The following is a 17,281-nucleotide window of genomic DNA, read 5'->3' as shown; positions in this document are numbered from 1 at the left end:
TCGTTGCTGGGCGTTCATATTCCAACGCCTCGCCTTGGCGCATAGGCTTGCTCCTGAACTTTTCAACCCATCCGGAGATGACGCCATGTCAGCGAGCAGCCCTGAAGTACTTGTTTCACCGTCGGTGCATGCCGATGCAACCCCGACGCTATCCAAAGCGCTGGTCGTGTTCCTCGCATTCTGCTGCGGTGCGGTGGTTGCAAACCTCTATTACGCCCAGCCCATCGTCGAACTGATCGCGCCGAGCATTGGCCTGTCGCCCGAACATGCCAGCCTGATCGTTTCGTTGACCCAGTTCGGTTATGCAGCGGGCTTGCTGTTCCTGGTCCCGCTGGCCGACTTGATGGAAAACAAACGCCTGGTGATCGGCTTTACCCTGGTCGTCGGCGGGTTTCTCGCGGCAGCAGGGTTTGCGGACTCGCCCTCGCTGTTCCTGATCGCGGCGTTGATGATCGGCCTGACTTCCGTCGCCGTGCAGATCCTGGTACCGCTGGCCGCGCACATGGCACCTGAAAGCAGTCGTGGCCGGGTGGTGGGCAACATCATGAGCGGCCTGCTGCTCGGGATCTTGCTCGCTCGCCCCGTAGCGAGCCTGGTGTCCGAATACATTGGCTGGCGAGGTGTGTTCTTCAGCGCTGCGGTGCTGATGGTCGCGATTGCCTTGCTGGTCGCCGTACTGCTGCCCAAGCGCATGCCTAACCATCACACCACCTATGGTCGTCTGATTGGTTCGGTGTTCGGCCTTGCCAAGCAATATGCCGTTCTTCGGGAACGCTCGCTGTACCAAGGCCTGTTGTTCGCAAGCTTCAGCTTCTTCTGGACCATCGTGCCGATCGAGCTGATCCGTCACTATGGCTTCAGCCAGAATGGGGTGGCGCTGTTCGCGCTGGTCGGCGCAGTGGGTGCCGTCGCGGCCCCCATCGCCGGCCGTCTGGCCGATGCAGGGCATGGCCACGTCAGTACCTTGGTGGCATTGGTACTGGCACCGGTAGCGCTGCTGATCGGTGGTATTCCTGGGCTGGGCTACCTGGGACTGGTGGCAGCGGCAATCGCCTTGGACTTCGCGGTGCAACTGAACATGGTGCTTGGGCAACGCGAGGTCTATGCGCTGGACCCCAACAGCCGAGCACGCCTGAACGCCGTGTTCATGACCAGCATCTTTGTCGGCGGTGCACTGGGTTCGATGCTTGCAAGCCCGCTCTATGAGCGCTTTGGCTGGCCAGCCACGATCTTCACTGCCGCTGCGTTTCCGGCCGTGGCGCTGGTGATTTTCCTCATGAAGCATGCGGGCAAGCGCTGATCGATGAGCTGAGCACGCCTGTTCTATTTCCACGTCCGTTCACATGACTATCATCCAGCCTGCCAGCAGCGTCGACGGGTGACGACACTGGCTTGCCGGATGGATCTTCAACGGAGTCGGAAATATGGATAAGTTTCTCGCGTTAAGCATGTTCGTTGAGACGGTGCGCTGCGGTGGATACTCCGCAGCGGCCCGAAAGCTTGGCGTGGCAACTTCTTCCGTAGCGCGTCAGGTTGCCGCATTGGAGTCGGAGCTGGGCACCACGCTGATCACCCGCAGCACACGCCAGAACAGCCCGACCGACTTGGGGCAGGCCTATTTCGAAAGCGCGGTGGCCATCCTCGATGCGCTCGCTGCCGCTGACAGCAGGGTGACGGACAGAGGAAGCGAAGCCAAAGGCAAGCTTCGGGTCAGCGTGCCAGTGGAGTTCGGCCGGCGCCTGATCTCACCCCACTTGGGCCGGTTTCTGGCGAGTCATCCGGGGGTGGAGGTGAGCCTGAACCTCAGCGATGAGAGGGTGGATCTGTTCAAGGACCGAATCGATCTGGCCGTTCGCTTGGGCTCGACGGTCTCCAGCGAGGAAGTCATCTGCACCACCATCGGTCACTTTCAACGCTGGCTGGTGGCAAGCCCGGCGTACCTTGAACAGCATGGTGCGCCCACTCAGCCAGGCGAACTCAGCACCCATTCTTGTATGCGATTCGACTACGGTGGGCCGATGCGAGACTGGCTTTTCGAAGTCGCTGACCAGACTCTGCCGGTTTCGGTTCAGGGGCGGATGCAAAGCAACAATGCCGATATTCTCAGGCAAGCAGCCGTTGCAGGGCAGGGCATTGCACTGTTGGCCGACTGGCTGGTCGCCGAGGATGTGCAGCAGGGGCGGCTCACCCGCTTGCTGCCGGAATATGAAGTGAACCCGATATCCGTCAATTCCTCGATCAACATCGTCTACTTGCCGATCAACCGTGAATCGACACGCATCAAGGTATTTGCGCAGTTCATGAAAGAGTTGCTCAATATCGCATAGCTGCGTACGCAACGCTCCATTGCGTGGTGCGTGGCTTCAGTCTGTCCCCGTAACGCCTTACCCTTGGATGAACGAATCCTTCAGGGTAGTAATCATGCAGACTCCACCGATCTTGGCGTTCGACTTTCTCGACCCTTGGGGTTGGGTCGCAATGCGCCGGCTCGTGATCGCGATGACCCAGGCCAATAGAGAACTGAATGTTACCTTTCAACCCTGCCGCTGCGTGCTGAGTCGATCGGCAGCCGGCATGACCTACCGCGACTTCCTGGCGTACCGCTTCGGGACACAAGCGGTGCTCCATCAGTCCCTCGTGGCAACGGAACTGCAAATGCTGGGCATTGAACCGGCGTTCAGCGCAATCGTCTGCGTTCCGGACACGCGGCTGGCGCTTGCGGCGGTGCTGTGGTTGCAGCGCAGCGCCAGGCCTGCCCGGCCATTCGTGGAAAGCGTGTACCAAGCCTTGTATTGCCATGGTCAGGACATAGGTGATCCGGCCATGCTGGAAAAGTTGCTGGGGCGCGAGATGGCGTCCTTCGGCGACATTCAGGCATTCATGCAAAGTGCCGCTTTCAGCGATGAATTGCAGGAAACCGAAGCTTCTGTCGCCGCCTGGGCTGGACGTGTGATTCCCTCTTTGCGCATTAATGGGGCCGTTGTCTTCGGCGCGCAGACGCCCGGCGTATTAATGCCAATGTTCATCTGAGGTGGGCCGTGTTCAGGTGACTGTGCGGCTAGGCCGCGGTAGCTGAGCCTAGACAAGGTCTGGACTGACCCTGCGCTAGCCACCTGGCCACAGCCATCGCGGGCTTTGTTTGCCTCGATGTCGCTTGTGGCTTTCGCCATCAGATCTGTCTGCTGTTGCGCGCAGCGATCGCGACCGTGTTCGGCGAGTCTGCAAGTGAGACGAATTTTCGTGTCGCGCCATCAAGCGCATCGATGCAACCCGCCTCGATGTCGTAGACCCAGCCGTGCAGGTTCAAACGCCCCTGCTCGAGCGCCAGTGCGACCGAGGGGTGGGTACGAAGGTTCGACAGTTGCGCAATCACGTTTTCCCGCACAAGGCCGTCGAGCTTGGCGCGAGGCGTGTCGAACGCATGCGCCGCGTTGATCGCTTTTGCGGCGTCTGCGTGCCGCAGCCAGCTAGCGACCGCGGGAAGATGGTCCAGACAAGTGCAGCGTGAAATCGCGCCCATCGCACCGCAGTCGGAGTGGCCGCAGATCACGATGTCCTGCACGCCGAGCACCGCGACCGCATATTCGACGGTTGCCGAGACGCCGCCGGGTTCGGGTCCATAGGACGGCACGATGTTACCGGCGTTGCGAATCACGAACAGTTCGCCCGGTTCGCGCTGTGTAAGAAGTTCAGGTACGACACGACTGTCCGAGCAGGTGACGAACAATGCCTTCGGGTTTTGCGTCGTCGCGAGTTGCTTGAATAGCTCGACGCGTTGGGGGTAAACCTCTCGCTGAAAGCGCAGAAAGCCGTCAATGATGTCACGCATGGAATCCTCCAAATCCGAATGCCAGGATCAGGTCACGAGCATTCAATATGCCACGGTGCCGTTGTGGCCGTCATCATCGCGAAGCTCGTGCCCAGTGGCTGTCGTCGATCAGCGGAATTCCCCGCGCGCAACCCTGCAACGAACGCCTAGTCCGCAGGCCCAAGTCTGGTCATTGATCCTCGAACCGCCCAGCAGGGTGCATTGCACTTGAAATGCAGATTCCGGGCGGCAGCTGTTGCAACGGCTAACGGGCTCATCAGGGCTGGCTTGGATCCATTTCAAACCTCGATGGAAGAATTTCAGTTCAAACGGGTCACTCAGGCCTGGCGACGTTTTTCAGAAACCATTGAAATGATCAGCCTGATAAGCCTCAGGGCGAGGGAGATTAATTCACAATGAAAAAAATGCTATTTCAAAAAAATAGAAATGGCGAACTTATTTTCAGAAAATGATGACGTAGGCTTGATAGCTAGCACTTTTTCGAAAGCTTAGAAAGGATGTTGATGTTATAAATTTGCCAGCTTCAAGTGAAGCAACTTGCTTCCGTTGCGCTTGTATCGACTGATGGCCTTACGAAGGGCTTTGATTGAGATCATGGTCGGCGTTGGATGTCCGCCAAGTGGGATTTTCGAAGCTTTAATGGCTTTCTTCATTAGCAGGCCCTGCAAGTAACTGCCGGGTAGTCCGGTGATTTTACTAGCCTGTTTAAGAGTGAAGTTGGATGCATAGAACTGATCAAGGACTTTGTAGTTGACTTTGCTTATATAGTGTTCAGTGCCGATGCGGAGGCTCTCGATTGAATTGTTCCGGATGAATCGACACTCAATTTCTACTTGCGAAACGCCGTATTCAACACTCAGGGTGGAAACCGACCTTAACGTTCCAATAAAGCGACGAATACGGTTGGCTTCAGACTCTGATAAGTAGCGCCTATGTCTTTCGGTGCGGTAATGCTCCGGGCGGGCGTTAAATATATGGAAAGTGATTTTGTGGAACTCGTGAGGAATTATTTCAAATTCTTGACGAACCTTGGAAACTCTTATAAGTTTTTTTTCTTGGCGCGCCCGCCCATAATCACTTTTACTTGGATTGAGGGTTGCGAGGCGCTCCTCAGTGAAATCTGAGCGCCTATATAAATATTGAACTTGACAGTACGGAAGTACAATCGCTAAGTCAAGCAGTCCGTGATGTGCTAGAACTTGAGGTATGTAGGCGCAATGAATGTCCAGATGCTTTGCAAGCTCGGTTCCAGTCATGAATTCTTGCCTAAGTTTTTTAAATGAATCGAGAGTTACATGCAGTTCTCGGCCTTTGCGATACGCATCGAGAAAGCCCTTATGTATCAGTGCATAAATGTACTTGCGATGTGTGCGCAGGTGTAATGCAGCGTCGTGACTGCTCAGAACTAAAGTGGACATGGATGTAGGTAGCGCAGGGCAGCCATGAAGAATTGCTTGCGCTGTAAGTTTTGCGTCTGCTTCATGACTTTCCTTGAATTGATTGAATGCCGCAATATCTTTTCGCTTGATAAAAGAAGCAAGGGGCGATGTGGACGACACATAGCGATCAGTTTTAATAGTATTTAGTTTGCCTTTGCTGATAATTTTTCGGACGGTTAGCACGTTAAGGCTGTATTCTTGAGCTAATTGCCAAACTGAAATATATTCGCGGTGAAAAACTTCAAATTTTGCAGCTTCGAAAAAATGTTGCGTGGCTGCTCCGAGTTGGAAAGTAGGGCCAAAGAATCCCTGTTTGCACAAATTGGAGAAATTTGGTTTCGGCATTTTTAGTGTGGTATAGCATTCCCTCAGCGAAATTAATTCGTGCTCATAAGTATGGGGCCTGTGAATTCTTATGTCTTCGTAAATCGCTAAGATTGTGTTGATGTCGGAGTTGTCATAGCGCGGGCGCGTCCTGGAAGTTCGTGGGAATTTAGGGTGGGCTTGAATCTTGTTCCAGTGTGCTTCTGATACCTTAATTACTTTTTTAACCTGTTCGGTATTAAGTGTTTCGGTGCAGCTCTGGCTGAAAGTTTTGGTTTTCTTAGCAAGTATTTTTGAAATTGCATCAATTTGATCGGGGCTACTTGGAAGTTTTGCGAGTAGCATTGCATTTCCCCGTGTTGAACTGGTGTTGGAAAGATTGGCCAGCGCTTCGGCGCATAGTTCCAGATCATTAAGTGCTAGCCCTATTGCGGTTTTAACAATGTTGCGATTGCGTACGGGGTCTTTTTGTTTGGAGGCATAGAAGTCCATAGTAGTTAGTGTTTGCGAAAACAGATCAAGTCGCTCCTGGCTTTCCGATCCTAGCAGGCTGGCGACAAGACTTTCTGGATATACATCGGCTGAGCTAACAGAGGGTGATTGAATTGGAGTGCCGCAAATGCATTTAATTGTTATCTGGTTGTACCAAGTAAAGTGACGTCCGCAAGATAAACAATAGGATAAATATTGCTTGCGGTGCCGCAGGCAATACGAAGAGGATCTTAAGTCTTTGATTTTGTTCTCCAGTTCTTCCTGCCAGCAGTCAGTGCAGATAGCGGCCTCGCTATACCGAAGTAACGCATTCGGGATGGTGATATTGTGTAGCGAAATGATTCGTGTTTGATTGTTGGCTTTTAATTTTACCTGGTAAAATCCCTTGAGCAATTCTTTGTCGTAGGGGCGTGCCTGTTCGGCTAATTTGCGCGCTAATTCGCCTTCTTGGAATAGAAGGTGATTGTAATAACTGGTGCCAAGGAAGTGCCTCATAAACATCGTGCAGCTGGAATAGCCGTTGTGAATTGCCGTTCGGCGAATCATGCTTGTAGGCGATTCGTCAGGTTTAGCGAGGGGGAGGTAGTGTAAATTCATGATATCGCTCCAATGCTCTAGGTATTTGACTGCCTGAAAGTGTAAAAGGATTTTTTCCGGGGTATAAACTTAATGATAGATGTATGGAGTCGGCCGCGTTGATAAAGTCCGTAAATAGCATTTTCCGGTTCCGGTGCAGGCAGACCTCAAGGACTTCGCATGTTATTTTTTTAATGTACTCTAAACTACCGTTGCTGGCGATGAATAGTCCTGTCGCAAGGCGATGATCTGTCAGGTGTACTCCTGCGTTCAATTGGCCTATCTCATACAGCTTTGAGTCAAGGCTGTTCAAAAGTTGCATGTAGTCAGAGTTTTCATTTGTGCTGAAACGTAGGTAGCCAAAGTCGACACGGTACGGGTAGCGTCGGGCCAATACCTCTCTGCTGTATACCACATCAATGCATGCCTCGGTCCCGAGGATGATAATAGGTATGTTAATGCTATTTAGTAAGTCGTTGAGGCAGTTGATCACTGCGTCTCTTGAGTGCTGAGTATCAGGGCTTGTAAGGAATTGAAGTTCATCTAAAAAACACACCTTCACGTTGCGCTCTTTGAATACCCTGATGGCCCGTGCCTTCAAATCGACTGTGTCACCCTGTCCATCTTCGCTGCCCAGAGCCTTGATCAGCGTTTTGAGAAAGGACTTTACTGTGGCTGCTGATGGTAAGCAAAAGTAGAACGCGGGTAACTCTTCTATTATACTGTCTTCAGGGGTGATGACACGTGTAGGAGGCGGAAAAGAATCTCGGTAGAGCATAGCGATTGTGGACTTCCCAACTCCCGAGGGTCCCGCTATCACACAGCAATTGGGTCTCTGGCGTGTACGGGTCGACTCTACTGACTTAACCATCATCGCATACGCCTTGCGGTAATGGCTGAAAAAGACGATCTGATTGGAATAAAGACTTATCAGAGTATCTATATCATTCATTTTGCACTCCCGTTTTTGTCAGTGATGACTAGGGTTATTCAGGGTAAGGTTTGAACTGCATAACTTCCATGTCGGAAGGCACATTGTTTTCTACATTCAGTGGCATGGCCAAATCGGTAGAGTGAGAGGGCATCTGAGACGCGCTGCTAGGTGGAACAGATTCTTTCATCTTTTTGCGCATCTGCTTTTCAGACCGCTTAGTCGCCTGGCTGCACTCTTCAATAAGGAGTAACCGCTCTTGTTTTGCAGAGGAGAAATCAAAGGTCTTCGCCTTTTCAAGGAGTTTTCGGTGGATCTCCTCATGGGTGGACATAGTCAGGCCACACTGGTATTCAGGATCGACCGCTTCTAGTTTGAAAATTTTCTCAGGGTTTTTTGGGTGGCATGTCCATGCGTACCCGAGCTCGGAAATATCGTAATAGAGGTCCAAATCAGGTGAAGAAATTCCTTGGGTGCCCAAGAATGGTACTGCCGGAAGGGTCCATTGCAGATTGTTGAACCTCAGGCGTCCATTGGATGGCGTGGCTGTGGTTTTGCTGAGGAACAGTTGGTGGATGTCCTCGTCAGAAAATTTCCGCGGTGGGAATACAGGATCAAGATGTTCATTCCAGACGACGGTTGGAGACAAACCGTTGAGGCTGAAGTGAGGGCTTTGATGGTAGATCTTTTCCAGCCAATTTGAAAAAATTTGCTGGAAGCGCTCTAGGGTGTAAATCGCGTGTTCAGCCGATTTATAGTCACCGCATTCTCGGGGGTTAGAGTACGTGGTCCCTTTCATAATGTGGGGTAGTTGCTCTTCAAAAGTATCAAACCACTTTTCTACATGTGGTTTTTGATCAGGGCTGCCGGGTGCGCAAAAAGCCATCTTGGCCCCCAATAAATGAAATTTGTCTGCTAAGAGTTCGGCGATAAAATCAGGACCATTGTCAACTTTGTAATGGCTACCAAGCCCGTTGTATTCAAAGTTTTTCGAGAGCGACATTTTCAGTGCGCGAAGCGTCTTCTCGAGACTCGGTGGGTTGAATGACAAGTCGTAACCAATGACGCGACGGCTTTTTAGCTCCAATACAACGGTCAAGTAACATTTTCCAACATTTACGCCTTGATCATCCACGAGCTCCAAATCCACGACATGCGTGTCGCATTCCAGATATTGCAATAGATATGCTGACTGTGGCGTTCGTTTGCTCCACTTCTGATGCTTCGACGCCTCGCGGTAGCCTAATTGATGGAGTTCTTTCGTATAAGTGTCAAGCTCGCTGATAATGCGCCACAAGGTTGTCTTAGATGGGATCTTAAAATGTTCAATACGCTGACGATTGATCATTTTAATTTTTTCCTGAATGGCATCTATGACATCTGACAGAGAGGCGGGTGGACGCTTATAGTAGAGTTGGTCAAGAGTCTTTATGATCGTCTCTTGAGTTTCGATATGTTGCCGCCCAAGACGATTCTTGTGTTTGCGAGGTTTTGGAATAAGCGCGATCGGACTTCCTCCGGATATTTTGAATTTTCTATTCCAGACATATAGCGCCGAATAGCTGGGAGGATGTGTATCACCAATCCTTTGCGCAACTCGATCAATGAGTTTACGTGTCTCATTTATAGGGAGTTTTCCATGCTGATCGGTCTCAACTGCTAGCGTATAGGCCGTCCGGCGATCCAAGTGGGTACGCTCTATATGAGAAAGCCCGGCTACAATCTTATTGGCTGCTCCTTTGAGAGGGGCTTCTTGAATCCGGACGAAGTTTCCGCGTTGCCACGACTGCAGCAAACGCTCATAGGATTGGAAAATGATGTCGCTCGAGCGCCGAAGGCTTCGTAGCTGTACCGTATTCGCGATGATATCTACCACTTGATACCTGTCCTGCTGATATAAATAATGTTCCCCGACCTGAATGACGAGTTGAACTTCTGCAGACATGATTGATACTCCATCATCATACAAATAGATATGCATGTGAAAACTGGTGCAGCATGTGTACGTGTGATTCAGCGCTATTACCTCGGTATATTGGGTCTGTCAGCGTGTAGTCCAGGAAAGTTAAGGTCGCAATGGCACCATGCTGGCAGTACTCCTTGGTTTAAAAGTCGAGTGAATTGATTCTGATCGACGTTGGCGCGCAGGATGCTACTGCCACTAAAGTTAGAATAATTCTCAGTGGCTAAGAGCTGATAGAACAAACCATAGGCAACCTCATTGATGGTAATGTTTTCATCGAGAAGTGAGCTTAGTGGGGCTCCGGCGGAGAGAGGGTGGAGTTTTTCGACGACAGGCCAGGCCCTTTGGGGTGTTGAGTGGAAAGCGTACTGGTACCACTTTTCCAGCGCTACCAGTGATGGGCCTTCTTGTATTTGAGCGCTGGTTACCGTTACTAACGTTGCCCCGCAAGTAGCGAAAACAGGCTCAAAGACAGTGCGCGTCATCACGCTTCGTGGTGATGTCATACGCTCAGTAATTTTCACTTCATAAAAGATTTCGTCACCATTGGAATAATGGACGCAGAAATCGGGTGTGTAGCGCGCGCGGTGTTCGAGGGAGTGTACCGTCACCGGGTGAGACTCGTATTTGACTACCCTAAGATCACGTTCAAGGAGGAGGCAGAAATCGGACTCCAATAAGGAGTCGCACGGAACTGAGCAGTGATTTTTACGTGAAGGAAAACGAGTGACTCTTCGCCCGTATCGACCGCGCTTTGGCGGATGTGCGGGATTCAAGTTGATGATGTTGCTGAACTCAGCGGGTACTCGGAGCATGATTGATCACTCCTGCTAACGGAAAACCGCACTGAAAGAGTTAAAGGCCTACCTGCTATACCGGACACCCTATTTTTTATTCAATCCGAAAGAGGAGGGAATGGAGGTGTTTCATCAGGTGATAATTCGGCGATAACCCCGAATGCCTTGTATTGATTTCGATGCGCAACGTCATTCTGACTGGACTCATGGAAAATCCAGAGCTTTGGTTTGGGATACGTTGACCCAGGATTGAAAACTTGCTATTCCGATCAAGGCCGAAGCGGGCCTGAAATGCACTCTGCTTGAGGGACTTAGGCATGACGGTACTCAATTGCCCGTGTGCACCTTCGCTCATTTGCCACATCGGCCCTGGGTGAGTCGAGTAAGCCCGATTGACAGGCCGTCTGCTTCTGTCATCGTTTCGCAATGGCGGTCGTTTGCTACACCGATTCAGACGGATATCCTGTTGGCCGCTGGCAAACAGGTTGTAGGGAACAATCTGACGTTTCTTCAGGGGCTTGTTCCAGCGCCCGCAGACAACATCGAACGCAGCATTTCCGTTACGGTCACCAAATCGCTTGCTGGCAATGGCGGCTAAGAGGACGTTGATCGACGGTTTCATGTCAGCTCTCCAAGCTTAAAGAATAGAATGGCGATGCTATGCAACACGGTTACTGAAATCGAGATCGGTTAACGCGTCGCTAATCCGAATATCTCTTCCAGTACCTTGGTCAGCTTTAGCCTCGAGCTGTTGAAGGCGCTTCTCTTTACCGCGGGGCGATCTATCCTAACGCTCCATTGCCCAAGAATTGCGATAGATGAAATTGCCGAGATTCTATGGCAGCTTTTTAAAAGGGGGCATATTGGTGAAAGTCACGTCCTTGAAATGTTGATCAAGCAGTTGATTGCTGAACAGTGATGGTTCGGCGTGAATCACCACACGGCATCTTGGCGAAGCAAGCAAACTCGAGGACAAAAATTTCAGGCTCACAAGTGGGTGTGATTTTGACGGACATTTCGATGTAACTTGATAGCACAAGGGGGTGTTTGAGTGAATGTGATACATCAAGCTCAAATACGGGCGACAGATATGCTCTCTCGAAGACAGATCATCTGCCTCTGCCATCAATATATCTAAGTGAGTTACGTCCAACCCAATGTGCAATTCCGGTGTTTTGAGCCTGGCTGATGGGATCGCAGTAATGTTCGGTTTCATTTTGGCCTCACTGTTGACAGCAGATCCTTCTAAGCCTAGAGCGGTCAGCTAATAAGTAAATCGCATCGCGACTTTCCTCTCAATAGCTTTTGCAAATTTCCTTCAAGACCCGGCTTGATTCTGGGTGTCAATCTTATTGAACATTTGCTGTACGGGTTTCATTATGAGCTGAATCGCTGGAGCAGAATAGCGGTCGTCGGAATGCGTTGAATCGCTGCTCTGTTTTTTCCGCGCAAGGCTCTAGCTCGCGTTTCCCAGTCGTAATTTCTGGTGATCAAAAACCGCGCAAAGTGGATCGTGAGATGAACGTAACGGAGGTGTACGACATGTACCCTGCTAAAAGTGAATGTAATTTGTATCGGATTCGCAGCATCGCTTTGTTCCATGCAACGGCCGAATCGATGAATTGCGCTCACGCGCCTTGCGCCATCGCCAAATACTGGCGAAACCTTTGGCCCTGGGGGGATGGCAGGTCGTTCTGGAGAGGCATGCAGCGCGGTGCAACGCCCCGTGATGATCATCTGAAATGTTTGTTTGAAAATTTTTCAAACCTGCGGTCACTGTACGAAAATCCACTTTGGTTAGTGACCTCGCATCCTGAGTGGACGAACGAGTGGGATGAATTGGCCGATACGATACGTGTGGGCGGAAAACCTTTGGATAGGTATAACGGTAAGTTAACTCGTCTATTGTATGATCGCGTGGATTGGCCTTGCCTGGCTGTTCATTTGGCATTGTTGCAGACGCGCGGCACTCGCTTTGAATTTCATCGGATGTGGCTGAAAAAAAATTTTGTGACCATGGCGGGTCTCTACTGCATGCAGAGACCGATTAGTGACATTTGTACTGAGCTCCGAGATTATCTGTTCCCCACAATATTTGGCATTGAGTCTGCATCGCAAGCCGACCGGCAGTGGTGTCTTTCGAGCTGGGCTGCCAATGAAACGCTTTTTGAACTTCTGCAGGGACGGCAGTGGGTACATGGCGATGATCAACATCTCGCGCTACTGATCTGGAACTTCCGTCAGCAGCTTCAGCACGAGTTGGATGTTGGTCCTCCGCAGGCTATGGGGCCATCAGGTTGTGGATTGCCCTATTCCTTGCGGAAAAAGTGGTGCCGCAAACGCTCGCAATGGATGGATCACCCTATCCACTTAAATGGTGTTTGCTGCGAATTCTCTGACCAGCATGCATAGCTTGCTGTTTCTTGCGATAAGCAAGCAGCCTCGCCGGTGGTGGAGCCGCCGACGTATTGTTCACTCAGGGAGTGGCGTTATCGGGGCCTGAGGCTTGGCGGGGGGAAACTGTTGGGCTGGGCAGACGGGCCAACAGCTGATGAACCTGGTGCAGTTGTTGCGTGAGGTCGCGAAGACTGCGACGGTCCTGGCGACGATCGAGCAAATACCGGTGTGCGCGTTCCCGTAAGCTGGTCGCTTCAAGCTGCAGCAACTGCTCCTGCTGTTGCAGTTGGATGATAACTGTATCCAGCTGTTCGTGACTCGCATGAAGCTGCTTGACCTGTTTCTGTTCGGCCTGCAAGGCGAGGCGATGGGCCTGGTGTTCAGCGTTTTGACGCTCCAGATCACGGTACAGGTGGGTCAACTCTTCCTGCTTGCTCATCAGTTGCTCCTGCAGACGCCGCTGCTCATGCTGGAGCTGCTGTACCTGTGCTTCATGGCGCTGGATGTCGGCCTCTCGCTGCTGACGGCTCTGCTCCCGGAAGTGCACCAACGACTCGCGCGCCTGTTGGTACTTTTCCTCCAGCGACCGAAGCTGTTCGTCACGATCGCGCACGGCTTGCTGGAGATGGGATTCAGTGGCGAGCAGTCGCTGCCGGTCACCTTCCAGCTGTTCGATGCGCGTGGCAAGGCTGCGCTCTTGCTTGCGAGCTTCCATGCGTTCCTCTAGAAGCATTTGATGATTCTTTTTCAACTCGTCATGGCGGGCGTTATCGACCTGGCGTTGCTGTTCGTAAACCAGTCTTTGTCGTTCAAGGCGAGCGCGGTCGGCGCTGACCGCTGCTTGTGCATCTGCCGCCAGGCGCTGCACTAAACCGCCTATATAGGTCTGGACCTCTTCGTTCAAGGTGACCGCAGGCGGTCGCGGCTCTTCGCTCGCCAGTTCGCGCAGGTAACGGCTGATCGTGGTTTTCGAACCCGTGTCGCCCAGTTCGACCCGCACCGCGTCAATGCTCGGCGCTTCACCCCGGGCGAGCAGTGCGTCGCGCGCTGATTGCACCAGCGCTTTGTTGATTCCGCTACGGGCCATGGCGTTGATCCGTCAGGGTGGCTTCTACACAGTATGGTGCAAACCGGATGCGCTGCTTTGGTCGCGGTCGCGTGTTAGCTGGGTGGCGCCTTGAGAAGGCACTTTCTGAGTGCCGTTCCCTAATTAGCGAGTACCCGTTCGAGCAGGGAGGGCAGTACCTGTCCGGCATTGCCAATCAGCATCAGCTCCTTGGGCTTGTCCATGCTGACGTCGATCGGGTTGATGTGGATGACCACGGCGCCTGCCGCCAGGGCGAGGTCCGGCAGACTGGCGGCCGGCATGACCACGCCGGAGGTGCCAATCGACAGCAGCACGTCGCACTCACGCGCCGCTTGCGCGGCGGCCTTCCAGGCGCCTGCCGGCAGATCTTCGCCGAACCACACCACCCCCGGACGCAATCGGCCATTGCAGTGGCCACAGCGCGGCGGTTCGACCAGCTCGCCTTGCTGGGAGACGGGCTGCTCAACGGCACTGCGCTCGGCGGGGCGGTGACAGGCAAAACACTTGGGCGTGATCAGGCTGCCGTGTAGGTGCACGACGCCTTGACAGCCAGCGCGCTCATGCAGGTCATCGATATTCTGGGTAATCACTGTGAGGTGCCGTCCGCTGCCGGCCAGGCGGACAATGGCGTGGTGTGCCGCGTTCGGCTGGGCCTGCAGCATCTGTTGGCGTCGCCACAGGTACCAGCCCCACACCAGCGCCGGGTTCTCGCGAAACGCCTTCGCCGTTTCCAGGCGCTGCGGATCATGGCGCGCCCATAGCCCCGTCAGCTGATCTCGAAACGTCGGAATCCCGCTTTCGGCCGAGATCCCCGCGCCGCTGAGCACCACGACATGGCGGGCCTGCCGCAAGGCAGTGGCGGCGTCTGCGAGCACATCCATCGACAGTTGGCCTCCTTCGCTAGGGCCTAGATCAGCTCAGCCGGGGTTGGCCGGTCTTACCCACCCACAAAGCAGGTGACCTGCCGAGTCTTGAGGGCACCTGTCAGCCACCGTCGTGGAACCAATCGTTGCGGCTGACCAGGCCCAGTTCCGGTTCGCTGGAGCTGGGGTCGCTGTCGAACAGGTGCGCGGTCCGTCGCTCCTGTTTGAGGAAGGCGAGGGTGGTAAAGAAGCAGCGCTCGCACAGGTGCACTTCATAGCGCTCACCGTCGTGCGCCGCCCCATAACCCCACCGCGCCTCCAGCGTCCCGAACTGCAAGTTGCCATTCGCCAGCCGGGTGGATTCAGCGCAGATATCACAGCGCACATCGGTCACGGCGTGCTGTTCCACGCGTCCCAGGATTTTCATGGGGCTGCCTCGTTTGCCAGCGTTCCTTTAAGCGTAGAAGCCGGCGACTTGCGCAGTGGGCCATCGGTCGCGCGGGCTCAGCTGAGGCGGGTGACACTGTGCGGGGGGGGGGGGCGCCGTGACGTTTGACTACACTGAGAAGTGGAGGAGGCCCGGGGCGGTGTGCCGAATGCACGCCAACCGGTGCGCCCCGCAGCGTCAGTCCAAGCTCGGCGAAGGCCGCCGCCGAAGGCGTGTTACAGCTGCCCTCGCGGTATTACCGCCGATTATTTCGTACCGAATGAGCGGTACGAAATTACAGGTGTATAGCCAGCCGCCCCGAGCGCTAAACGGGCAGGATACTGAGGTGTGAGAAGCCCAGATTCTCGAACGTGATAACGCTTTTTTGCGAATTTTTGGCCTTATCAGAGGTACAGCTGGAGGAGGGCGTGGACACTTCGCCCGAGCGTTATCTCCAGGCCGCGCGTCGAGCCAGTACCGAGCGGCGCTACGCCCAAGCCATCGCGCACTTCGAAACGGAGTGGGGCGGTCTGCTGCCGGCCTCCAGCGAGAGTGTCGTCCGCTACCTCACGCATTACGGCGATCAATTGACGACCCGAACCCTGCGGGTGAATCTGGCTGCCTTGGCCCGTTGGCACCTGCAACTGGGCTTTACCGACCCCACCAAATCCTATCGGGTACGCGATACGCTGAAGGGGATTCAGGCGCTGCACCCGCAGCCGGTAAAGCAAGCCGAGGCACTGGCGCTAAAGGAGTTGGAAACCTGCATCGCCCACTTAGCTGAGGAACTTGCGGATCCGTTGCCAGCGGTGAGGCTGCGCGCTGCGCGTGATCAGGCGCTGATCCTGCTTGGCTTCTGGCGCGCGTTCCGCAGTGATGAGTTGAGCCGGTTGCGCATCGAGCACATTCAGTTGAGCCAAGCGCAGGGGCTGGAGCTGTTCTTGCCGAGTAGTAAATCCGACCGCAACAACCGCGGCCGTGTGCTCAAGGTTCCCGCGCTCAAGCGTTTATGCCCGGTCGCGGCTTATGAGGTGTGGTTGAAAGCGAGTGGACTTACCGAGGGTGCGCTGTTTCGCGCCATCGATCGCTGGGGGAACTTAGGCAGGCATACGCTCCATGCCAACAGTCTCTCACGCCTATTGCGTCAAATTTTCCTGCGCAGCGGTGTCGCCCCGGCAGGCTATTCGGCACACTCTCTACGTCGAGGTTTCGCCACTTGGGCGAGCGATAATCGGTGGAGCAGCAAATCTCTTATGGAGTATGTTGGATGGCGTGATGTGCAATCTGCGGCGCGCTACATTGATGCCGACGCGCCGTTTGGTGAGTGGCTACGATAAGGCCGCACGATAGCCGGCAGCTTTTTCGGCAATATTGAAAGATAACTCGGAGCCTGTAGACCGCTAGCTAAACAGGGGCCATCAAGTACTTACTAGTCAGTCCTTAGGCCAGCTGCCACCCAAGATACGGTAGAGGCGCACGCGATTTAGTATAACCGTGGTGGCGCTGCCCGCCAGACCACTCTGGGTGGCTAGCAAGGCACGCTACACATCGGGCACGCTGATGAATACAACAGCGCCCTATGTGTAGCGTTCCCGAGCCGCATATAAGGCACGGTATTATGGTCAACGGAATCAGTTAGTGTTGCGTAGTGCTGTTTTTCTGCCTAGCACTGGTCCCAACGACAAATACCTGTCGGCCTATCACATACGCCGTGCCTGCGAAGCCAGTCTTCAGCGCCTGAAGACTGACCATATCGATCTCTACCAGATGCACCATGTTGGCCGTGCAACGCCTTGGGAAGAAATCTGGCAGGCAATGGAGCAGTTGATCCGTGAAGGCAGATAACCTGCGTCGGCAGTAGCAACTTCGCCGGCTGGGACATTGCCACCGCCCAGCCGTTACTTGATGATGTCAGCATCCCGACAAACCAGCGTGGTCGTCCACGCAAACGATGCAAATGGTTGCTGGCTGACAAAGGCTACGACGCCGAGGCCTTGCGCCGTTACTGCGATCGATATCGGATGCAGCCGGTCATTCCGCTGCGCTCAATGAAACGCAAGCCCAAACCCGGCTTGCCAAGACTGTTTGACCGCCCAAAATATCGACAGCGCAACATCATCGAACGCATGTTCGGCTGGCTAAAAGAGAACCGCCGA

General features: G+C 53.6%; 14 protein-coding genes and 1 pseudogene. 7 read left to right on the top strand and 8 right to left on the bottom strand.

Annotation, left to right across the window (positions count from 1 at the left end; all coding sequences use genetic code 11):
• The first annotated feature begins 85 nt into the window (after window positions 1-85).
• The 3 genes from H620_RS0106595 to H620_RS0106585 all read left to right on the top strand — a co-directional run bounded on the left by H620_RS0106595 (window position 86) and on the right by H620_RS0106585 (window position 3,030).
• Entirely contained in the window at window positions 86-1,300 is a 1,215-nt protein-coding gene (locus H620_RS0106595; RefSeq protein ID WP_023380102.1) for an MFS transporter, read from the top strand.
• A 124-nt stretch (window positions 1,301-1,424) separates the two neighbouring features.
• Entirely contained in the window at window positions 1,425-2,327 is a 903-nt protein-coding gene (locus H620_RS0106590) for a LysR family transcriptional regulator (RefSeq protein WP_027907001.1), read from the top strand.
• Between the two features lie 94 nt (window positions 2,328-2,421).
• Window positions 2,422-3,030 carry a DsbA family protein gene (locus tag H620_RS0106585; protein WP_023380106.1) on the top strand — a complete coding sequence of 203 codons (609 nt, stop codon included), beginning with the start codon at window positions 2,422-2,424 and terminating at the stop codon, window positions 3,028-3,030.
• Between the two features lie 139 nt (window positions 3,031-3,169).
• Here H620_RS0106585 and H620_RS0106580 read toward each other — a convergent pair whose 3' ends face one another.
• The 5 genes from H620_RS0106580 to H620_RS0106550 all read right to left on the bottom strand — a co-directional run bounded on the left by H620_RS0106580 (window position 3,170) and on the right by H620_RS0106550 (window position 10,973).
• Window positions 3,170-3,829: a carbonic anhydrase gene (locus H620_RS0106580; protein WP_023380107.1), complete on the bottom strand. Its 660-nt coding sequence runs from the start codon at window positions 3,827-3,829 to the stop codon at window positions 3,170-3,172.
• Window positions 3,830-4,335: 506 nt separating this feature from the next.
• Window positions 4,336-6,681 carry a helix-turn-helix domain-containing protein gene (locus H620_RS26890; protein WP_155950773.1) on the bottom strand — a complete coding sequence of 782 codons (2,346 nt, stop codon included), beginning with the start codon at window positions 6,679-6,681 and terminating at the stop codon, window positions 4,336-4,338.
• Entirely contained in the window at window positions 6,653-7,612 is a 960-nt protein-coding gene (locus H620_RS0106565) for a TniB family NTP-binding protein (RefSeq protein ID WP_027906999.1), read from the bottom strand. Before H620_RS0106565 ends, H620_RS26890 begins: the two co-directional genes overlap by 29 nt.
• 34 nt (window positions 7,613-7,646) lie before the next feature.
• Entirely contained in the window at window positions 7,647-9,536 is a 1,890-nt protein-coding gene (locus H620_RS25590) for an integrase catalytic domain-containing protein (protein WP_049818723.1), read from the bottom strand.
• Between the two features lie 909 nt (window positions 9,537-10,445).
• Complete coding sequence (locus tag H620_RS0106550; protein ID WP_027906998.1) at window positions 10,446-10,973, bottom strand: hypothetical protein; 528 nt, start codon at window positions 10,971-10,973, stop codon at window positions 10,446-10,448.
• Window positions 10,974-11,869: 896 nt separating this feature from the next.
• Here H620_RS0106550 and H620_RS26885 point away from each other — a divergent pair.
• Window positions 11,870-12,763 carry a hypothetical protein gene (locus H620_RS26885; protein ID WP_125854296.1) on the top strand — a complete coding sequence of 298 codons (894 nt, stop codon included), beginning with the start codon at window positions 11,870-11,872 and terminating at the stop codon, window positions 12,761-12,763.
• 64 nt (window positions 12,764-12,827) lie between these two features.
• Here H620_RS26885 and H620_RS25585 read toward each other — a convergent pair whose 3' ends face one another.
• The 3 genes from H620_RS25585 to H620_RS0106530 all read right to left on the bottom strand — a co-directional run bounded on the left by H620_RS25585 (window position 12,828) and on the right by H620_RS0106530 (window position 15,125).
• Window positions 12,828-13,835, bottom strand: a complete 1,008-nt coding sequence (locus tag H620_RS25585; protein ID WP_244880948.1) for a DNA-binding protein — start codon at window positions 13,833-13,835, stop codon at window positions 12,828-12,830.
• 119 nt (window positions 13,836-13,954) lie between these two features.
• On the bottom strand, window positions 13,955-14,716 hold the full coding sequence (locus tag H620_RS0106535) for an SIR2 family NAD-dependent protein deacylase (protein WP_027906996.1): 762 nt from the start codon (window positions 14,714-14,716) through the stop codon (window positions 13,955-13,957).
• A gap of 103 nt (window positions 14,717-14,819) precedes the next feature.
• Window positions 14,820-15,125 (bottom strand): hypothetical protein, encoded by a 306-nt coding sequence (locus H620_RS0106530; RefSeq protein WP_027906995.1) that lies wholly within the window; start codon window positions 15,123-15,125, stop codon window positions 14,820-14,822.
• 428 nt (window positions 15,126-15,553) lie between these two features.
• Between H620_RS0106530 and H620_RS0106525 the strand changes: the two genes are divergently transcribed.
• The 3 genes and pseudogenes from H620_RS0106525 to H620_RS25580 all read left to right on the top strand — a co-directional run.
• Complete coding sequence (locus H620_RS0106525) at window positions 15,554-16,462, top strand: site-specific integrase (RefSeq protein ID WP_027906994.1); 909 nt, start codon at window positions 15,554-15,556, stop codon at window positions 16,460-16,462.
• A 301-nt stretch (window positions 16,463-16,763) separates the two neighbouring features.
• Complete coding sequence (locus H620_RS27075; protein ID WP_027906993.1) at window positions 16,764-16,970, top strand: aldo/keto reductase; 207 nt, start codon at window positions 16,764-16,766, stop codon at window positions 16,968-16,970.
• Between the two features lie 32 nt (window positions 16,971-17,002).
• A pseudogene (locus H620_RS25580) lies at window positions 17,003-17,281 on the top strand (transposase); the annotation flags it as partial.

This window comes from Pseudomonas taiwanensis DSM 21245 (genome assembly GCF_000425785.1).
Taxonomy (GTDB): domain Bacteria; phylum Pseudomonadota; class Gammaproteobacteria; order Pseudomonadales; family Pseudomonadaceae; genus Aquipseudomonas; species Aquipseudomonas taiwanensis.
Note: the sequence above shows the minus strand (reverse complement) of the source record. Positions and strands in the feature narration are given on the sequence as shown.

Coding starts and splice junctions, on each gene's coding strand:
- H620_RS0106595 (WP_023380102.1), top strand. CDS start 86: ATGTCAGCGAGCAGCCCTGAAGTACTTGTTTCACCGTCGGTGCATGCC.
- H620_RS0106590 (WP_027907001.1), top strand. CDS start 1,425: ATGGATAAGTTTCTCGCGTTAAGCATGTTCGTTGAGACGGTGCGCTGC.
- H620_RS0106585 (WP_023380106.1), top strand. CDS start 2,422: ATGCAGACTCCACCGATCTTGGCGTTCGACTTTCTCGACCCTTGGGGT.
- H620_RS0106580 (WP_023380107.1), bottom strand. CDS start 3,829: ATGCGTGACATCATTGACGGCTTTCTGCGCTTTCAGCGAGAGGTTTAC.
- H620_RS26890 (WP_155950773.1), bottom strand. CDS start 6,681: ATGAATTTACACTACCTCCCCCTCGCTAAACCTGACGAATCGCCTACA.
- H620_RS0106565 (WP_027906999.1), bottom strand. CDS start 7,612: ATGAATGATATAGATACTCTGATAAGTCTTTATTCCAATCAGATCGTC.
- H620_RS25590 (WP_049818723.1), bottom strand. CDS start 9,536: ATGTCTGCAGAAGTTCAACTCGTCATTCAGGTCGGGGAACATTATTTA.
- H620_RS0106550 (WP_027906998.1), bottom strand. CDS start 10,973: ATGAAACCGTCGATCAACGTCCTCTTAGCCGCCATTGCCAGCAAGCGA.
- H620_RS26885 (WP_125854296.1), top strand. CDS start 11,870: ATGAACGTAACGGAGGTGTACGACATGTACCCTGCTAAAAGTGAATGT.
- H620_RS25585 (WP_244880948.1), bottom strand. CDS start 13,835: ATGGCCCGTAGCGGAATCAACAAAGCGCTGGTGCAATCAGCGCGCGAC.
- H620_RS0106535 (WP_027906996.1), bottom strand. CDS start 14,716: ATGGATGTGCTCGCAGACGCCGCCACTGCCTTGCGGCAGGCCCGCCAT.
- H620_RS0106530 (WP_027906995.1), bottom strand. CDS start 15,125: ATGAAAATCCTGGGACGCGTGGAACAGCACGCCGTGACCGATGTGCGC.